Raw genomic sequence first — 1,266 nt, 5'->3', positions numbered from 1 at the left:
TGATGTGTGCTGAAAAAACAGGAGGTTTTAACTTGGTAAACTAAACACACTCATCAGGAGTTTACCATGAGCAAGAAACACAAGACTTACACCACAGAATTTAAAGCTGAAGCCATAAAATTAATTGAAGCCAATCAAGGCAATGTCTCGGAAACAGCCAGACAACTTAGCATTTCAATGCAAACTCTTTCAAATTGGAATACCAAAGCAAAGGCTGGAACTTTAGCAGGTACAAAACAGTATTCACCTGATCTAAACGCTCTACTCGAAGAAAATAAAAAACTCAAACAACAGCTCAAAATAGCTGAAATGGAACGTGAATTTTTAAAAAAGGCAGCAGCGTACTTTGCCAAAGAAAGTCAGTAAGGTACGCCTATATGAAACAAAAAAGATATTCTTTTCCAATTACCTTAATGGCTCGATTACTTCATGTTTCAGTTTCATGTTTTTATGATTGGCTCAAGAGAGGCGTGAGCAAAAGAACGATTCAACGAAATCAACAGACGATATTGGTGAAAATAGCCCATGAGGAGACAAGGCAGAGCTATGGTTATATTCGATTAACCAAATACTTACAAGCTCAGGGTATAAAAATGAGTATGTACGCTGTACGTCAGATAAAAGCGCTGAACCACCTGTATTGTAAGCGACACAAGCGTTTTAAAAGGACTACGAATAGTGACCATAATCGAGCGATCTATGAAAACCTGCTGGAGCAACAATTCTCAATGACTAGACCAAATCAAGCATGGTCAAGTGATATTACGTACATATGGACTGTTGAAGGATGGCTGTACTTAGCAGCGGTAAAAGACCTTTACACGAAGCAAGTGGTTGGCTATAGCTTAAATGAGCGCATGACAACACAGCTTGTTTGTAATGCGCTAAATATGGCTATTCACAATCAAAAACCAACCAAAGAACTGATTGTGCATTCAGACAGAGGAAGTCAATATTGCAGCCATGAATATCGAAATATACTTGAGCAATATGGTTTTCAAGGTTCAATGAGCAAGCGCGGAGACTGTTACGATAATGCACCGATTGAAAGCTTTTGGGGAATACTGAAAAATGAGTTAGTGCATCATTACAACTATCAAACCAGAGAAGAAGCCAAAGCAGATATTATAAAATACATTGAGTTATTTTATAATCATCGAAGAATTCAAAAGGGTTTGGGTTTTAAGACACCAAATCAAATGGCCGAAGACTTTTATAAGTTGGCTGCCTAGAATCTCCCAAGGGAAAGTCTCCTGATAATTCAGC

Annotated in this window: 1 protein-coding gene; it reads left to right on the top strand. The window is 38.0% G+C overall.

Features of this window, described 5'->3' with window-relative positions; all coding sequences use genetic code 11:
- Positions 1 to 66: 66 nt before the first annotated feature.
- A protein-coding gene (locus tag ACK2M2_RS16395) for an IS3-like element ISAba22 family transposase (RefSeq protein ID WP_085940844.1) occupies positions 67 to 1,232 on the top strand; the annotation gives its coding sequence in 2 pieces (ribosomal slippage) (positions 67 to 325 and positions 325 to 1,232; 1,167 coding nt in all).
- Positions 1,233 to 1,266 lie beyond the last annotated feature (34 nt).

Origin of the sequence: Acinetobacter sp. TY1 (assembly GCF_048551395.1) — a bacterium.
GTDB lineage: Bacteria > Pseudomonadota > Gammaproteobacteria > Pseudomonadales > Moraxellaceae > Acinetobacter.
Note: the sequence above shows the minus strand (reverse complement) of the source record. Positions and strands in the feature narration are given on the sequence as shown.